Origin of the sequence: Alcaligenes sp. Lyrl_28, assembly GCF_051948705.1 — a bacterium.
GTDB lineage: Bacteria > Pseudomonadota > Gammaproteobacteria > Burkholderiales > Burkholderiaceae_B > Alcaligenes > Alcaligenes ammonioxydans.
The window spans coordinates 1-17060 of record NZ_JAYJLG010000002.1 but is presented as its reverse complement, the minus strand read 5'-3'; the positions used below and the strand labels follow the sequence as shown (position 1 = coordinate 17060).

The 17060-nt window shown below is 54.2% G+C and carries 13 protein-coding genes; 6 read left to right on the top strand and 7 right to left on the bottom strand.

Translation table 11 applies throughout. The annotated features are described in order from the left end of the window. Positions 1 to 33: 33 nt before the first annotated feature. The 3 genes from VF694_RS04660 to chrA all read right to left on the bottom strand — a co-directional run bounded on the left by VF694_RS04660 (position 34) and on the right by chrA (position 3736). Positions 34 to 1035 (bottom strand): 2Fe-2S iron-sulfur cluster-binding protein, encoded by a 1002-nt coding sequence (locus tag VF694_RS04660; RefSeq protein WP_131071245.1) that lies wholly within the window; start codon positions 1033 to 1035, stop codon positions 34 to 36. A 763-nt stretch (positions 1036 to 1798) separates the two neighbouring features. Next, positions 1799 to 2320, bottom strand: a complete 522-nt coding sequence (locus VF694_RS04655) for a ferritin-like domain-containing protein (protein ID WP_131071243.1) — start codon at positions 2318 to 2320, stop codon at positions 1799 to 1801. 189 nt (positions 2321 to 2509) lie between these two features. Next, on the bottom strand, positions 2510 to 3736 hold the full coding sequence (chrA, locus tag VF694_RS04650; protein WP_003804039.1) for a chromate efflux transporter: 1227 nt from the start codon (positions 3734 to 3736) through the stop codon (positions 2510 to 2512). 494 nt (positions 3737 to 4230) lie between these two features. On the opposite strand from chrA, the gene VF694_RS04645 reads away from it, so the two are divergent. Further along, positions 4231 to 5607 carry a phage integrase central domain-containing protein gene (locus VF694_RS04645; RefSeq protein ID WP_440163836.1) on the top strand — a complete coding sequence of 459 codons (1377 nt, stop codon included), beginning with the start codon at positions 4231 to 4233 and terminating at the stop codon, positions 5605 to 5607. Between the two features lie 179 nt (positions 5608 to 5786). Here VF694_RS04645 and VF694_RS04640 read toward each other — a convergent pair whose 3' ends face one another. From VF694_RS04640 to VF694_RS04625, 4 genes are all read right to left on the bottom strand, one after another. Next, on the bottom strand, positions 5787 to 7112 hold the full coding sequence (locus tag VF694_RS04640) for an McrC family protein (protein WP_440163835.1): 1326 nt from the start codon (positions 7110 to 7112) through the stop codon (positions 5787 to 5789). Further along, positions 7090 to 9072, bottom strand: a complete 1983-nt coding sequence (locus tag VF694_RS04635; protein ID WP_440163834.1) for an McrB family protein — start codon at positions 9070 to 9072, stop codon at positions 7090 to 7092. Before VF694_RS04635 ends, VF694_RS04640 begins: the two co-directional genes overlap by 23 nt. Before the next feature lie 60 nt (positions 9073 to 9132). Beyond that, positions 9133 to 10482: a DNA cytosine methyltransferase gene (locus tag VF694_RS04630; protein WP_440163833.1), complete on the bottom strand. Its 1350-nt coding sequence runs from the start codon at positions 10480 to 10482 to the stop codon at positions 9133 to 9135. 359 nt (positions 10483 to 10841) lie between these two features. After that, positions 10842 to 11783, bottom strand: coding sequence for a helix-turn-helix transcriptional regulator (locus tag VF694_RS04625; protein ID WP_440163832.1), 942 nt, complete (start codon positions 11781 to 11783; stop codon positions 10842 to 10844). 106 nt (positions 11784 to 11889) lie between these two features. Here VF694_RS04625 and VF694_RS04620 point away from each other — a divergent pair, with 106 nt between their 5' ends. The 5 genes from VF694_RS04620 (at position 11890) to VF694_RS04600 (ending at position 16488) form a co-directional block, all read left to right on the top strand. Further along, positions 11890 to 12066 carry a hypothetical protein gene (locus VF694_RS04620; RefSeq protein ID WP_424256443.1) on the top strand — a complete coding sequence of 59 codons (177 nt, stop codon included), beginning with the start codon at positions 11890 to 11892 and terminating at the stop codon, positions 12064 to 12066. Between the two features lie 106 nt (positions 12067 to 12172). Further along, the gene (locus VF694_RS04615; RefSeq protein ID WP_440163831.1) at positions 12173 to 13246 is read left to right on the top strand and encodes a CBASS cGAMP-activated phospholipase; all 1074 of its coding nucleotides are present in this window, start codon (positions 12173 to 12175) and stop codon (positions 13244 to 13246) included. Continuing rightward, positions 13239 to 14378 carry a CBASS cGAMP synthase gene (locus VF694_RS04610; RefSeq protein WP_440163829.1) on the top strand — a complete coding sequence of 380 codons (1140 nt, stop codon included), beginning with the start codon at positions 13239 to 13241 and terminating at the stop codon, positions 14376 to 14378. Before VF694_RS04615 ends, VF694_RS04610 begins: the two co-directional genes overlap by 8 nt. Further along, the gene (locus VF694_RS04605; protein WP_440163827.1) at positions 14378 to 16018 is read left to right on the top strand and encodes a ThiF family adenylyltransferase; all 1641 of its coding nucleotides are present in this window, start codon (positions 14378 to 14380) and stop codon (positions 16016 to 16018) included. Before VF694_RS04610 ends, VF694_RS04605 begins: the two co-directional genes overlap by 1 nt. Then, on the top strand, positions 16006 to 16488 hold the full coding sequence (locus VF694_RS04600; protein WP_440163825.1) for a Mov34/MPN/PAD-1 family protein: 483 nt from the start codon (positions 16006 to 16008) through the stop codon (positions 16486 to 16488). Before VF694_RS04605 ends, VF694_RS04600 begins: the two co-directional genes overlap by 13 nt. The last annotated feature ends 572 nt before the right edge of the window (positions 16489 to 17060 follow it).

The following is a 17060-nucleotide window of genomic DNA, read 5'->3' as shown; positions in this document are numbered from 1 at the left end:
GGAACGCCATGCTCGGGTTCACACGCAAATCTCCTAGGGGGTCACATAGATTTGCGCATGCAGATCCTGAATCTTCAGGCCACGCTTGAGCGCCATGCCAATGGTAGCGTCGACCAGCGTCGGGGAGCCCGCCACATAGACCTTCCAACCCCGCAAATCCGCTTGTTCACTGCCTGCAATATCGGTCACCAGGCCCCGACTACAGTGTGCGACCGGTATCCCCGAGACGACTGGTGTGAAAAGCAGCGTGGGATAGTCGCGCGCCAAGGCTCGGAACTCCTCAAGCCCGTACAAATCCCGCCCTTCACGGACACCAAAATACACATGAATCGCCTGGCTCATGCCACTGGCCAGCGCTGTCTCCACAATCGATTTAATGGGAGCCAGACCTGCTCCCCCTGCGATACATAGCATGGGCCCACCATGCCCCTCACGCAAATACGACGTTCCCTTGGGCAATTCCAGCGTCACCCGCTCGCCAGGCTCAAGCACGGTATGCACATACGCAGAGGCCACCCCGCCGGGGACACGACGGATATGAAACTCCAGCTCCGCCTCCCCCGGTCGATTAGCCATGCAGTAACTACGCGCTGGCGCCTGCCCGAACTTGATATCAGCATATTGACCGGCAAAAAACATCAGGGGCTGCTCGTCGGCCAGACGAATGCGAACACGCCGTATATCGTGGGTCAACGCCTCCAGCGTGACGACTGTGCCCTCGACCTGACGCAGGGGGACCTGTCCCCGGACGTCATCGGTCCCTATCCAGTCCAGCGTGACATCGCTGCGTGGGATGGCCCGGCAAGCCAGAATCAAGCCGCGCGCGCTTTGAGCTTCCGTCAGGGCAAAACGGGAGTAATCCAGCAGGTCCACCTGTCCCTGCACCAAACGGGTCTTGCAGCCACCGCAGCGGCCCTGACGACAGCCGTAGGGATAGACGATCCCGTTCTCCAACGCTGCCTGCAGAATGTTTTGCCCTTCCTGAGCGTCAAACTGCATGCCGGTCTGGCGGATGATAATGGTTTTGCTGCTCATTGCTGCCCTTTCAAGTAGGGCCGCACAGGCCCTGCATAGCGGTCAACTCCAGCCCCTTTCTTGGCACCACAGAAAGGTCTGACTGTCTCATCGTTGTATGTGACATGACACTTTCCCGGAAGTTTGCACGCAAACCCGGCAATATGTCTGTTTTTTCAAGAGATTATTTCACGCCCAGGCTTACTTGGGGCGACGAAACAAGGCCCGCCAACCGACACGCCAGGCCACAGCGGCACAGTGAAGGCTCCAGCATTTCGCCTTATCTGTGCAGCCACGGCTTGGAATGTCACCCTGCCCCTTGCCCTACAGCCCCCCCTAGGCTGCGTTTATCCAGTCAAGGGCTAGCCCAGAAGCTCAGTCGGGGTTCTTGGGCCCGTGGCGCTTGGGCAAAATGGCAGGGGTATCATCTTTTGGTTTGAACCAGTTGGGGCTAGGGTCAGGCTTTGGCTTGGGAGAGCCGTCAAACTGCGTCGCCTTCTGATCACCCGTTTTGCTTGGCGTCCTGTCCTGACTCTGCTTATTTACTTCTTTCAAATCTTCCTGCACCCGCCTCGCAATATCCGCTTGAGATTCACGGCTGGGTTCTGGGGCCTCGGGTTGCGTTGGCAATGCCCGGCGATCTTGGCGTGATGTATTCATATAAGCCTCCAACAATCAGGTTTTGCAGGCAAATTCAGGCAAGCAGCGTATCTATGGCAAATTTGCATCACCCCCGCCCAGCCAGACCAGCAAACCGGGCGCCGCTCGCCTCCTTTGTCGTGTGTCAACGCTTTGCCTGGGGGTGGCCCTCATCGGCCCGAGCCAGAAAGACCCGTACCAACTCAGGGGAATGCACTTCCAGCCAATGGGCCATGGCACGTTCCTGCTCCAGAATCTGTTGGCAAACGGCGGCCGTCTCGACGTCCCCCAAATAGTCAGCCGCTTCCTTGATCTGGCTGTAGGCGGCAATTTCAAGACTCTCAAAGGCAAAACTGAACATGCTGCCCTTGACCACCTCGTCAGACGCAAACATCCCCGAAAACCCCTGAAAGGTTGCCATGACCTTGCCGCCCAGATCCTTGAGCAGGGATGTGTCACCACCGCGCCGCTCAATGCACTGACGCACCAAGCTCTGCTGAGTCCGGGTTTCTTCAATATGCTGCTGAATGCGCTGATGCAGTTCGGGATAATGCTCGACACGCGAGAGCATGCTGTTCAACATTGTTTCAGCTTGTTCTTCCATCGCATGCGCGTCCCGCAGCCAGTCCATTAAATGTTTGCTTGCGCGTGAGTGAGTGCTGTCCATGAGATCCTCCAGTCGGTTTACCCTGTCGCAACGGCGACAAGCGATGGATACCCAGCACAAAGCGTTCCCAAACCGCGAAATTGTTGTCCCTGCCCTCAGAACAAGACTGACCGCAGGGCGACTTTTAGCCCGTTCGGCCCGCCCGAGGCGGGTGTGAAGCAAGCGTGCCGCAACCCCACTTAAGCTCTATCAGAACACGGCCAGCAACGATGCCCCCAGCCCCGCCAGAAGCACGACCAGGGCGGGCGGCACACGCCCTACTGTCAGCAAACCAAACAAGAGCAAAGCCAGCCCAAAATCCGCCCGAGTATGAATGGCACTGGTCCACACCGGGTCATACAGAGCCACGCCCAAAATGCCCACTACACCCGCATTCACCCCGGCCATCGCCGTGCGAATCCCCGCCCTGTGCCGCAAACCCTGCCAAAAAGGCAAAACCCCGATCAGAATCAGCAAGGCCGGAACAAAAATAACCCCCAACAAGACCAACCCGCCCAGCCACCCGTGCAAGGGGCCTTGAGCCATCGCGCCGATATAAGCCGCAAAGGTAAACAATGGCCCTGGAACTGCTTGGGCAGCGCCATACCCCACCATCAAATCGGCATTACTGACGAGCCCACTGGGTACGACCGCAGCCTGCAACAAAGGCAACACCACGTGCCCACCACCAAACACCAAAGCCCCGGAACGGTACACCCCTTCCAGTAGTTGCGCCGTGGACGAAGCACTGACTGCTGCCCACACCGGTAAAACCATCAACAGACCCGCAAAGAGCACCAACGCCGCCGTCCCGACCGTACGTGACACTGGATACGAATGGGCCTGCATAGCACCGGCCTGCACAGAATCCAGCCTCCACCAGGCCAACAAGCCCGTGACCGCAATCGCCAGCACCTGCCCGAACGCAGAAGGCAGCAAGAGACTGAGCAAAGCGGCCAGAATCGCCAACGCCGCCCTGCCCCGATCAGGACATAAGGAACGGGCCATACCCAGCACCGCCTGAGCCACAATCGCCACCGCTACAATTTTGAGCCCATGAACCCACGGGGACTGCGCGATCCCCTGCTGCCCGGCCAAACCCAAGGCGAACAGAATCAAGGCAATCGCGGACGGCAAGGTAAACCCCGTCCAGGCAGCCAGCAAACCCATCCAGCCAGCCCGCCCCAAACCAATCGCCATCCCCACCTGACTGCTGGCCGGACCCGGCAGAAACTGACACAAGGCCACCAGATCAGAGTAGCTGCGATCGTCCAGCCAGCGCCGGCGTTCGACGAACTCCGCACGGAAATACCCAAGATGGGCAATAGGGCCGCCGAACGAAGTCAGGCCTAATTTCAGGAAGGCCCAGAACACCTCCAGAGCGGAGCCATTCCCAGACTCCAATGACGCCTGTCGCGGCGGAATCCAACGGTTCATTGCAGCTTTATTCTCCTGTCACGACCGGCCATGCGCTGTGTCCAAATAAGAGGACGGGCTAAAGAGACACACGAGAATTGCCAGTCTTAAGCAGTAAACCCTGTGACGCTAAAGACCACTAGTGTACGAGTTCCTGGTTCATTGAGATGAGAAGGCCAGCATAAGAAATAACCGAAACCGTATCAGCCCAACCCACTGCTCTTTTTTTAAAGATTATTACTTTTTCACAGAGCCGGCCTGGAAGGGGGAGATCGCTGAGGGGAGGCTAATTCAAGGGTCAGGGATACTAACTACCAGGAGGGTGGGAGGGGATGGGTGTTTTTTAGGCGGGGGATTTTGAGAGTGGCAATCCTGTACTTTTCTGGACTTCTATAGGCAGCCGAAATACTGCTAACTTATTGATTAATAAAGAATCGTTGTCTATTACTGTCTGTTACGGTTTTATTCCATCTTGCGTTAAACTGTGCACAGGACTGTGCACAAAATTGAGCTAGATGAAAGAACAGATGACGTTAAAAACCGCGATTGAGACGATTAAGCCGAGGCAATTTTTGCGGATTGAATCGGTATCGCCACGCGGTAGCCTTGAGGTGAGAAAGGCAGCTAAAGATGGGCTCACTTTTTATTATCGATTCACCCACGATGGTAAACCAGATCGAGTGCTGATCGGTCTATATGACAAGCTCGCTCCGCCCAAAAGTGTCAACCCTACAAAACAAGGGTACTCACTTTCTGCTGCTCGTTTTGCGGCGGCTGCCTTGGCAGCTCAGCACTATGAGGCGCGCGATCACGGTGGCCTACGGGGACTCTTGCAGCAGGCGAAAGCAGAGGTAGAGGCCAAGAAAGAAGCGGAGGCCCTAGCTGCTGTCGCCAAGGGTTATACCTTGGAGAAATTGATGGCCGTGTATGCAGATGGCCTGCGCAATCCTTCGACGGCGAAGGATACAAGGAACTCGGTTCAGAAGAACGTGAAGCTAGCCTTTCCCAAAATTGCCGCTACCCAGGCTAACCAGGTGACGACCGAGCAAATTTCGACTGTGCTGCGCAAGATTTTGGAGGCGGGACACAAAACGACTGCGAGACAGGTGAGGGCGTATCTCCATGCCGCATATGAGCAGGCCAGGAAGATCAATAACGACCCAGCTGCCTCCAAAAGGTACGCTCCGTTCAACGTCAAAATCAATCCGGTTTCTGATGTATCAAGTATTCCGAACTCCTATGGCGTGGACAAGAACCCGTTGATGCCTGAGGTGATGCGGGAGTACTGGAAGGTCATCAACGTACCGGGTAGAGAGTCGGCGTTCCTGCGATTGCATCTCTTGCTTGGCGGGCAGCGACTGGAACAACTGCTTCGGCTAAAGAATGAAGATGTGCGCCCCAACGCTGTTGTCTTGGAAGATACCAAGGGACGCTCGGGCAATGTGCGCCTCATTCTCATTCCATTGATTGAGGCGGCTGAAACTGCACTCAGCGAGTTGCGGTGCACAGAAGACGAGTTTGCACTGTCAGTAATGCCAGGTACGCCCCTGAGCGCGACCACTGTGCGGCGCTGGGCCAAGAATGTAGTGGGAGACTCCATCGAGGGTTTCTCACTGAAGCGAGTTCGCTCTGGCGTGACCACCTTGCTGGCCAAGTTGAAGGTGCCGAAAGAATTTCGGGATGAGCTTCAGTCTCATGGGCTGTCGAGCGTGGAGAAGCGGCACTACAACCTCTATGAGTACTTTGATGAGAAGAAAGAGGCGCTACAGGCGATGTATGACTTTCTTAATGCGTCTGGCGAAGAGAAGGAACGGGAGCGCCGGCCGCGAGAGCGACGTGTTAGAGCAAAGTCGCTAACGGGGCTCGGGGAGTGGCGGAATCGGAGGCGTTGATAGCCAACAATTAATGTTGGCCAACAGGCTTTGCACCAAAGCAGAAAAATCGACCTTGTAGTGGTTTGGGCATCCGCACACGAATATGCATAGCTTGTACTTTGGGAGGATATGTCTGGCCGTCTCGGCAGCTTGACACCCAGCCGATATCCCCGAAGATCTTGACGCTGTGCATGCTCCTATGCAACCAGAGAAGAGGTTTGTGGTTTAGGCTGAATAACTGAAAACTCTTTCCCTTCCAGTAGTTTCCTAAGAAAATCCCTTGCGACCATGAGCGTGGCTGCGAGCACTGGTATCTTTACAACATGGAGGGAATATATTCGACCACTCAGCACGGACTCAAATTTTTGGTAGTAACCAGTTTCCCCCGATTCTGTTGTTACATCTGGGTATAAAAGGACCACGTCGGGACAATTGAACCGCGATGCGTAAATCAAAACTTGGTACACATCCTCACGAGAAATACCAAGATGACGCTTGCGCAGATCAAGGAACTTCCACTTGGAGTCTACAATCAGCGCAGTCCTACCAGTGCTGTCGATCAACCTAACATCGGGAATTAACTCGAAGGCACCTTTTCCATTGTCTTGTGAACAAGCAAATGTTCCTCTATTCTGGGATTTTGCAATTAGACCAACCATTGGTGATAGCCACGATAATTCCTTTGCTACAAATTGCTCAAAGAGACGGGACGTGAAGACAATCTCTGCGGTAGCAAGCTTTTCTCCAACAAATACTCCGACGCCCTCTTCATCCAAAAGCGCTTTGCTTTGCCGCAACAAGGAGTGATAAAGCAGAGGGAGACGGTCTGTGCGCACCTTTGACCACTCCAAGCGATGATCTCCAGAGGCATCAACGCAGTCAAGTTCAGATAGGCACAGATCAATGCGCCCACGAATTCGCGATGAGCATCGTGGCCGATAACGGAGTAGGACTTCTTTGAAGATCCTGTTTTCAGGAACGTCTTCAGTAAGTGCTACCCATTGTGAAGCAAAACGGCCAGGTCTCCGAATGTTTTCGTAGCATTGATCTGGGAAGGATATTCGGCCTCTGGGTGCCGGCAGGCTATCGGAGGTCGATACATACCGTCGGATCACTTGGCGTCGACGTGCGAGTTCAAACTCATCGCAAAACACTTCAAGAAGAGCGTCATACCTACTTCCATCGGGACTTAGAGACGCTAATCCTGCTGTCATTGACTGCGCTGACATGGCGGTTGCTAACATCGCAGAGAGGCTACCATCCAGTCGACTCCTCATTGCGGGTGGCAATAGCTTTGCTCCGATGGGGGCAACCTCAAGGATTAAATGCGCAGACTCCAGTGTTCCAGTCCAGAATTTAGGCACTAGCGCAGTGGGCAATATATCGAAATACGCATCAGGAGCCTCGCCTGTGTTGGATTGCCAAGCATCAAGAAGTGATGTGAGCATGTCAAAGGACTCCAGCTCTAGCCCTGGACCTACCCTTAGCTTGGACCATTCCTCACATTGAATCAGACGCTTCATTAAACTCTCCCTCAACACTACTTGAGTTCGCAGGAACTGGTAACTCTGCAAAGCAAAGCTTTAGGAGACAGTTGATAGCATAGGCTTCGTCATCAGGCCCAGGAATCAGCCTTGCTGGGTTCCAAAAACGAGAATCTAATTCTAGGCTCTTGGGAGTTGTGTGAGGCCGATAGCCGAATGCAGTCGCCGTGTCCTGAGCTACCCCAAACAGTTTTTCGAATTGCTTCCCGGGAGGATTTAGCTTGAAGAAATTTGTAGTCTGAGAGGTAGTATCCCCAAGGACTAACAGCATCAAACCTTCGTTGCCGTAGAAATACTCGCGCAACAAGGGGATAACCTTAGTTGCGAGGCGTTCAATCACTTTTGTATTAGTGTCACAGCCAACGAAATAGCCATGACCAATGCAATGATCTGCATCCAGCAAATGCTCGATCCTAGCGTTGATAGTTTTAAGCAGCTGCGCACAATCAATAGAATTTACGTCATTCGTATTTTTAAGCAGTGCAGGCTCTGGAGGAATTTCTATGAAATCAAACCGACGTCTCAGCGCATGATCAACGAGCGCAATATTTCGATCGGATGAGTTCATTGTTCCGATAAAGTGTAGGTTTGATGGCATAAATAGCCGAGACTCCAGCTCTTCTGCACGTGGATACTGGAGTTCAATCCCAATTGGAAATTCAGCTCCGACTCTCTTGTCCGAATCTAAGGTTGAGATCAATGGCCCTAGAATTCTACTGACATCTCCCCGATTAATTTCGTCAATGACGATGACAAACTCCTTGCCTGGGGTCTGTAGCGCTCGACGAATCATCCGGAGTATCAGTCCCTCATGCACCCTATAACTAAGCTTCCCATGTGAGGGTGTATTGTCAGGCATGTCGCTTTCATTCTCTGCGGAATCATCGTCTTCAGAGATCACCGGTCTAATCGACTCGACAAGATCTTCATACTGAAGCGAAGGGTGAAAAGTTATGAAAGCACCCTGATCTCGGTAGTCGTTGAATTTTTCGAAAGACGCCGCTGGGTTTCCTTTGTCGTCGAAACCTGGCTCAATGAGCTTTACCGCTTCGCGAACGGCGGATAAGGTCTTGCCTGTGCCTGGTGGTCCATAGTAGATGCGAACCATAGATCGGGTTGAGCTTTTTTTTCGCAATAACAACCGAGTTCCGGCCGCCGCCAAGTCCTGGAGCGCAAGGGCACGAAGAGCCTCAAATTCTTCAAGTCCTCCGAAGGGATAGACCTTTGCTGAGAGGTACTTTGCTGAAACCGCCAACTCCTTGAGTTCGCGATGTAGGTCGGCTTGAGCCACCGAGTTGGGCAGAGCCTTGACCGCGACAAAGGATGCCAAGATCTTCTTGAGCGTTGTCGTTCGAATGTCTTTCAGAAAGATAACATCTGGAGCAACGGAGACGTCTGCGATGGACGTTAGCGGCGTCGGAAATAAGCCGTTCTGATCCCAGTCTACGCTTGAGATCTTGCGGCCGTACATTGGCCCTTTGCCATCGCTCACTAACGCTTCCGAAGCGATGTCGAAAAGAAGATTCGACACTTCGCCGAGCTTGTTGTGATTTTGTGCGTTTTGGTAATGGGACGCCAAGCCGACCAATATTGCACCTGCTCGCGGTAAAGCCATGAGTACGAGGCGCCACCCTGCGTTACTTCTATATCGATCAAAGAGGCTTCTGCGGTAAATTCCAATATTCAGGAAATGGACGTCTCCAAGCCAAGTTCTGTAATCTGTTTCATCAAGGCCCGCCCCCTCGATTTTATTCTTTATGCCTCGCCGAAGTTCGTTGGACCAGAGGTTGTCAATGTTGGCTTGCGTGTAATAGTTGAAGTCGGCGTCCACGCCCCACTCAGTGTCCGGGAATAGCCCACCCAGCTCAGCGAGAGCGCTTGTGCGCTCGGCTTCGCAGGTCGGCTTGCTGTTTGATCGGAGTAGGTCGAGAAGAGCCATATTTATCCTGGAAGAAGAAAAGGGGCGGCGAGCCCCTGTGAATACAATCTGGTTCGTTGCTCAATCCGCAACAATCCCTGAAAAGATCTCTTCCTGCACTGACACCTTGGGGTGATGTCTTGCTGTCGGTGCGGGGGATGCAGCGGCAGCTTGCGCATTCAGCAAGTCAAGGAGGTTGCGTAAGGCCAGTCCAACACCTTCAGCCAGCAGCGGAGGCACCGCATTGCCCACTTGCGAACACCTGGCTACATCGAGCTTTCGGCGCGGTCCGTTGATAGTATATCGACCGTAAAAATGGAAATTATCTGGAAATGATTGAAGTCTAGCCATTTCGCGGACGGTAATATTCCGAGGTTCCGCATAGTGAATAAATTCATCGGGGTGCGTTGTAATTGTCGAAACAACCGCTGAAGCATCGATGAGAACTTTCTTATCTTTTTTTGTGCCGTTTTCAAGCAAAAAGGCTTTCGATAGTCGTCCGGGTGGTTGGGTCTGGTGAGCCAAGTTGTACAAGGCCTGGATTCGCTCACCATGTTTCGAAAAACGGTGGGAGTTTGGAATGCTCCCCGTCTTTTGGCCTCGTCTCATCGCACGTGCATACGCAGAGGTGGCTTTGGTGTACACCGCCGCCTCAAACCCTGGGGAGTCTGGGCACGCCACCCTTGTGCCTCCCGTGAGATCGCCTATGGCTTCCTTCGCACTGACGCTATTAGTATGATGTAGACCCCAATGTTGACGTACTGCAACTGCTGCTTTGTTTAGCAAATCATCGAAGGTCGTCTTAAGGTCTCCAGACAATATCGAGCAATTTTGGATGCCAACAATAACAACACGGCGCCTGGCCTGAGGGGCTCCGAATCGGCTGGCATCGAGCACATTGAAGATGCTCGTATAGCCAAGATCCGACAGTCGTTCGATTATCGCGTCAGCAACAGACGTACTGGCCTCGCCTGGGCGTGCAATGAACCGGCGCGCAATTCCCTCTACGTTCTCAATCAGCACAATTCGCGGGCGTACCAAATCGACCATGTCAAGCATTTGATAGACGAGGCTGTTCCTTTCGTCCGCGCCATCGCGACGGCCTCCTACGCTAAACCCTTGGCATGGAGGGCCTCCCGCCATCATAGTCACTGCACCGCGCAAAGAGCGAAGGTGTTTTCGCACTGACTCGTTCTTCAATAGAGTCACGATGTCATGGTTTGTTTTTGGTAGCCACGTAGGCCAGTCTTCAAAACTTGCGTATGGCGCGTCCTGGGTCAGGAAGTTCTGCGATAGGGTTTCGAACGCCATGGGATCGCGCTCGATTGCAAAGAGTCCCCTCCATCCCGCTTCCTTGAGTCCGAGGCTCAGGCCGCCACATCCGGCAAAGAGGTCAATACAGGAAAATCTTGGCTCGTTTAGTGTTGTCACTTCTTGCTTCCCGTTCTATCGGCTTTTCTTTGAACTTGCGGAGTCCCGACCATCAGCGGAGCCCGACGTAAGCAGCGCCCCTTGGAACGGGTACTGCTCTCTATCCAAGTGATCCTTGATCAGTCGAACAATTAGTGTCGATTTTTTGTACCCTCGTTCGCTGCAAAATGCTTCAAAGCGACGGGCCTCGTCATCGGGGACAAGTACTGAGATCTTTGTTGGCACAGCCACAGTGACTCCTAAAGCAAAGTAATATCCATTAGATCAGCAAACTCCGCACAAAGCAACACAAATGCGCACTTATGCGCAATTAGGTCGCCAAGATGGCTGGTGCTACCCCCTGAGAAGCAGGAGAGTTTCTACAGCGCTTTTATTGGCACCGCTGGTACATCAGTCCTAGGATCGCGATATCCCGGAGCCAATCGAGCATTGCTTGCTCCGTACAGTGCCAGAGGATCCTTCAACCAAAGAGCATACTCAAGCCCTTCAAGGCTATGATCAGGAGAACAGTCGATCGTAGACATGCGCAGCATGTAGCCCGCATTCGCCGCCCGGACTTTGACATGCAGCACACCGTAAGGCATGTCGTAATCCATCAACACCACCTCAGGTCGCGGGTGGCTTGGATGTGGGACCAGCTCAAGCTCAATGATGCGATTCCACTGGACGTCTTTTTCGACTTTTTCCTCCTCGCCGATGGGACTCTCCTCTAATACGACGGGATCCTCCATACGAGTAAGTACGAAATCACGGAATCCTTTGCGCCTGCGATCGAAGGCCCGTACGTGCCATCTAATGCCGATGTCGACAAGGGCTATAGGAACGATCTCACGTTCGGTACGACCACTTTCTACTGATGTGTAGACCAGCTTGACCGCCTTGCCGCGGTTGATAGCACGCGTAATAGGTGCCAAGACCGACATCTTGGGCTGATTCAGCGCTGTAGGAAACTCGCATCGGACCATCGACTTCAGGGAATCACCCACCCCTTCGCCAAACCCATGGGACAACGCCGTTAGTACGCGTTGAGGCGAATGATCGAACAGGGGAACGAAGCTCTCTGTAGGGCGATAAACCTTGTCGACGTTGTCTAGAACCAGGTTTTCAGGCGCGATCTCCCTGTACTGCGCGATGTCACGAGTCGCCGCAGCCGGACCAGTGCCAAAGCGGCCCACTACATCAGCACGTCGCAGCTCCCCAAGGAAGTACAACTTGAAATCTATGTGCGACAGCCGCTCACGCTGGGCTTGAGTCAGCTCATCCAGTAGCGCGCGTCTCTGTTCAGTCGTGTTCGTAGTCATCCCAAGATAATAACAAACCATGCGACGTAAGGCGATATATTTATGTGCTTGATCTAATCATTTTGATGATGTATAGTGATCTCACGAACTATGAATGGAGGCTTACATGGCAAAAAACCATCCAGTCGGAGACGGCCATCGAGTTGGCGCGGTGCGAGATCGCAGCCAAACACAGACCCCTTCTGGTCATTACGTCAAACGTGATACCGGAACAGGCCGCTTCATGGACGTTAAAACATCGGACAAGACCCCGTTCAAGGGTGTGCGTCGCGAGAAACGGTGACCTACATGCCAGATCAACGTCCATCTTGCACAGCACGGGCGCATCGCTCGCCCCTGACCGAACCCTTGCATTGGTCCTACTCGCTCGTGATGAAGGAGGAATTTGGATGTTGACTGGGCACGACACTCACTTGCCAGACCAAGGCGCAGAGCCTAGTCAGGATCTAGGAAGCCAGACTGGCGCTACAGCTCCCTTCCATGTTTTGGCGCTATCCGGCGGCGGCTTCCGGGGGCTGTACACCGCCACCGTCTTGAAGCACCTGGAGGAGCAGCTGGGAACGCCGCTGGCCAAGCGGTTCGATTTGATCTGCGGAACCTCAGCTGGTGGCTTGCTTGCTTTAGGGCTAGCAGCCGAGATTCCGGCGCCTCAGTTGCAAGACATGTTCGAGCACCATGGCAGTCGCATTTTTGGTGGCTCAGGGATCAGGCGCTTTCTTCCTCCAATCTTCAAAGCCAAATATGCGCCCGACGGACTGAAGGCAGTCCTAACCGAAAACTTTGGCGATCTCACCCTCGGCGACCTGAAGCATCGCGTACTTATCCCGACGGTTAACTACTCCAAGGGCAACGGGCAGTTCTTCAAGACGCCACACTCCCCAAGGTTCTTCATGGACTACAAGCGCAAGCTTGTGGATGTCGGGTTGGCGACTGCCGCAGCGCCGACGTACTTCCCGCTGCACGCCATCGGAGAAGAAGGTGTCTTTGCTGATGGTGGTCTGGTCGGCAACTCTCCAGGCTTCTTTGGCTTACATGAGGCCCACCACGCCTTGGGGGTGCCGCGCGGGAAAGGAAACGTCCGAGTCCTTGCGATTGGGACGATGACCCTGGGTGCAACGAAAAGTGGCAGCACGGGCCTTGACTGGGGTATCAAACAATGGGGAACACGAATCTTCGACCTCGTCATATCTTCGCAAGAACACTCTGTCGACGCGATGCTGAGCCATCTGCTCGAGGAAGACTATGTCCGGATCGATGACCCTGCCACACCGGATCAGAGCAAGGACATTGCAGCTCTCGATGTGGTCACTCCAGCCTCCATCGAAGTGCTAAAGAGCCGAGGAACACAGGCCGCCCGTCGGGCTCTGGGTGATAAGGCACTGACACCATTTTTGAATCACACCGCCGCCACCCCCGTGTTCTTCCACGGGCCTAACAAAACCGTGGAGAACCACCATGCTTAACCTGAGCCCTCTCTTCTACTCTGGCGTGAAACAACCTACGCTCCTGGATAACATCACCCTTTCGGATCAACGTTGCGAGTTCATCCTGGAAGCTAAGGAGGCTATCCGTACCCAGTTGCGCACCGGGCTTCCGGCCGTTCTTAAAGAGCTTGGGCACCCAGGGGCGGCTGTTCAGCCGCGCTTTTTCACGCAAGGATCTTGGGCATACAAGACGCTCAACGCACCTGCGCATCCAGAGCAACAAGCGGACATCGATGATGGCGCTTACCTGCCGCTGAGTTTCATGCGGCTCACCTCGAAGCCAAGCATAGCCAGCAAGGTGTTTTTCGCGGCAGCTGAAACAGCCCTGATGCCACTGGTTCAAGAACGCAAATGGCGCCTCATTACTGACAAGCCAACGTGTATTCGTATTGAAATAGCCCAGTTCGCTCATATCGACGTTCCTTTGTACGCAATTCCGGATGAGCAGTTTGAACAGCTGCGCAAAGCAGCTCTCTCTACACACGGCTACTACGCTCTTGATGAGGCGATGAAACGCGCCGAACGCGATGCTTGGACAGCACTATCGCACGATCAGGTGCTCCTCGCCCACCGGGAAGACGACTGGGTTAAGTCTGATCCACGACCAGTAAAGCGGTGGTTCCTCGGCGAGGTAGAACGACACGGCGAACAGTTCCGCAGGGTTGTTCGCTATCTCAAAGCCTTTAGGGACTGGCAGTGGGTACAGGGCGGCCCGTCATCGATCCTTCTTATGGCTGCGGCGGCTCCCTTGTTCGATTCGCGTGATCGCAGAGACGACCTTGCTTTGCTCGACTTGCTTGATAGCCTGCCCGGGGCCCTGCGAGAAGGCGTTCTTTGTCCGACGGACCCCAATGAGTCGCTAACGGAGCGCCTCGGAGCGCCTGGCGTCGAGGATGCTGCGAAAAAGCTGGAGCAGCTTGAAAGGTCGCTCCGGGGAGCGATTCATGCTAGCTCGCCAAGCCAGGCGATCATCTGGGTACAAGGGCAGTTCGGACCAAGGTTCCCGAATGCCCCTGAGCGCGTCAAAGCAAGCTCCGCTACAGCAGTGGTTCAAGCCACTCCGGCAGCGATTGTGTCAACGCCGCTCGTAGGGCGTACGCAGGCCGGCTGATGAGCGACGAGACCCAGCTGTCTAAGCTTACCCGCGCGATGAAATCACGAGGGTTCGCCTACATAGGGCGGGATGCGAACGATTGGCTAGCGTTCAAAGGGGTCATGGCAGCAGGAGACGCCACACACGCAGCGTATGTAGCTGTTGATCCGGCCGGCGTGGAGCTTCCTCGCATTGGTGTACAGCTACCCCCTGGAACGCCGAGTGTTTTAGCCCATGTCGGTGCCAACGGCCAAATCTGTTACGCCGCCCAAGGGAGCGTCGTTCTGGATATTTTTGACATCGCTGGCCAGACGTTAGGCTGCCTTGATCGGGCCGAGGAAGTCTTGGATCTATCGTTGCGCGGCAAGATGGATCAGGACCTAGAGGACGAGTTCTTCGCGTTCTGGCATGGTGATCTCTGCTTTCTTGACATCTACCCCGGCGATCCAGGAGCACTCGACATCCTGTTTGCCAGGCGCGGCAATGCCGAAATCAGCGCTGTATTCGTCACTAACGATGTAACCCGCACTCGCGAGAAGCTTCAGGCCATGTCGCTCCAAGAGCGAGAAGTACTGAAGGGAGCTGCTTTCAGGGTAAGCACTTCTGCAAAACCAAAACCATCACAAGGTGTATGGCCACCTCCAACGGTAGCCGCGTTGTTGAAATGGCAGGGGATGCTTGATCCGGCGGCAAGGCGCAACATAGAGCGCCGGTTGCTTCAATCGATGTCTGCCAGGCAGAGCGTGGCACTGTGCGTCGTAGATTCACCATTGACACAGTACGCCTTCTGGGCTGATTTCGAAGTCAAAGATCAGCAGGACTCTCGATCACGACAAGATCCAAGAGTAATGCTCTACGCCTCAAAAGTGCATCCTATGATTTCGATCAGAATGGACGATAAATACGTCGCCGAACGCAACGTGCCTGGGAATCCGACTCTAGCGGGCAAGCGCATCGCCCTTCTTGGGTGTGGAACCATCGGAGGCTTTCTGGCGGAATTGCTGGTGAAGGCTGGCGCTGGCCTGAATAATGGCGATTTGGCCCTCATTGATCCAGATATCCTGCTTCCACAAAATGTCGGCAGACACCGCCTAGGGCTAAATCGAGCATTACAGAAGAAGTCCAATGCTCTAAGGGAAGAGCTTTCGCTCGCAGCGCCGACGGCTAAGATTCGAAGCCTACCCGTGAGAGCGGAGGAAGTCGACCTGACCTCCTTCGACTTGATCATCAATGCAACAGGAGAAGAAGCATTAGGCCACTACCTGACACGTGCAACCACTGACTCAGGGAGTTTTGTTCCGACGCTGTCTGTGTGGGTTGAGGGGCCAGGCGTCGCAGTACGAGCACTGTTTCGTGATACTGAGCAAGCAGCATGTACTCGCTGCCTTTCAGACGCCCATCGAACCTCGCTTCACCCCGTAGTAAACGAACCAGTGCCGATCGAGTTAGCAGGGCACGGATGCGAAAGCTTATATGTACCTTTCCCCGCCAGCGTCTCGGTTCAGGCTGCGTGCCTGGCTATCGAAATGACAACCAGTTGGGTGGCGAACCAACCTGGCCCACGGCTGCGCACTCGCGTGACTCGACCTGGCTTTAGTCAAGCAGCACCCGATAGCGATCCAGTGCGGCAACCCACGTGTGCAGCATGCCATTCGTAGCTGAATGGTCAACTGGGGACAAACGCAATCTGGTGGTTTTTTCGCCAGATGTTCTCAGGGTTTTCAAGCGTTATCGGCAGCGGTTCTTTTGGCAGCCCGAGGGTGGAGGCATTCTCTTAGGGCGCAGGCGCGGCAAGCATCTTGAGGTCATGCTTGCAACGGAACCAAGTCCTAAAGACAGTCGCTCAGCATTTTCCTTTGTTCGTGAAGCTGATGGGCATGCGGAACTTGCTGAAGAAGCTTGGCGCCAGGGCGAAAAGCAGATCGACTATCTTGGGGAGTGGCACACTCACCCGCAGAGGGTGCCGACTCCGTCAAGCATCGACCGGCGTGAATGGGGGAAATTGGTACTTCAACGGCCTAAGTTAACGCCCATTTTGGTCGTTGTAGTCGGTACGAAAGCAATATATGCGGAACTCATTGATGGCACTCGAGGTAAGGTGCTGTCGCCAATAGGATTGTCGGAATAGGCCCGCCTACTCGGCCGACAACTCATCAGGCTGAACTATGGCTTCAGAGATTTTGCTTTCGTTTCATCAGGACAACGAATCCGGCACCCAGGCGGCCAGTGGCCGCAACACCGTCCGCGCGGCGGAACTCCTCGTACGAAGCTATGGGTTTACGTGTCCTTCTAACGAGGTTGAGTAGCGCAGAGGTCGTCACCCCTCAGCCCTGGGTGCAGAAACCAAACCTCTTCGCCCGAAGGCATCCTCCAACTTTAAGGCGAGTTGAAATGCGGCCGGGCAGCTAGACGGCTCCTTGCTCGCATGTCACCTCAAGATTTCGAGCTCCGTCCTGTGAGAGGCTACGCATGCTACAGAGTCTACAAAGTCTATGGCCACATCCTCGCTCGCAAAACTCCGCTTATTTGCGATGTGTTTTCCGCCATGACTCCAACTCATCTGCTGTAGCCTACAAGTAAACGTGCTGTAGCCTACAAGTGATTTGAGGGCTATTTGTTTACGGTTAATTTCGCTGAATCATGCAGGGAGCTCTTTCATGTACGTTAACTCCGTCATGAGTCTCCTATGTGGAGCTATAC